Raw genomic sequence first — 584 nt, 5'->3', positions numbered from 1 at the left:
CCGCCGTCGCCGCACGCGAACCCGGAGACCACGCCGCCGACACGCCCGACTCCGACTCCGGCGCAGACGGCGGCGTTGCAGGCGGCGTTGCAGGCGGCGACGACGGCGGGGCGGTGGACGCGCGCACCATGGCTCAACTACGCGCCGACATCGCCACCGACCTGCTGCTCACCGCCGGACCGCAGGACTGCGTCGCCGGGTCCGGGCTCGCGGCGATCCGCGCCACCGTGCAGATCACCATCCCCGTACTCACCATGACCGGCGCCGGCACCGAACCCTGCCTACTCGCCGGCTACGGACCCATCGACGCCGACACCGCCCGCACCCTCGCCGCCGGCAACCCGGGATGGGAACGCGTGATGACCTCCCCCGTCACCGGCGCCGTGCTCGCCGTCGACCGCTACCGCCCCGGCCCCGCACTGGACCGCTTCCTCACCGCCCGCGACGAACACTGCCGCTTCCCCGGCTGCCGCCGCCCGGTCCGCCGCTGCGACATCGACCACACCATCGACCACGCACACGGCGGCCCCACCAGCCACGACAACCTCGCCCACCTCTGCCGCCGCCACCACGTCCTGAAACAC

At 74.5% G+C, this 584-nt stretch carries 1 protein-coding gene; it reads left to right on the top strand.

All coding sequences use genetic code 11. The annotated features are described in order from the left end of the window. Nucleotides 1-584: HNH endonuclease signature motif containing protein (locus B2K11_RS20315; protein ID WP_163620906.1), on the top strand; the 584-nt coding region annotated here is incomplete at both ends.

Source organism: Microbacterium sp. B35-30, from assembly GCF_010634855.1.
In the GTDB taxonomy this organism is placed as follows: Bacteria; Actinomycetota; Actinomycetes; order Actinomycetales; family Microbacteriaceae; genus Microbacterium.
This window is presented reverse-complemented; position numbering and strand designations above follow the sequence as displayed.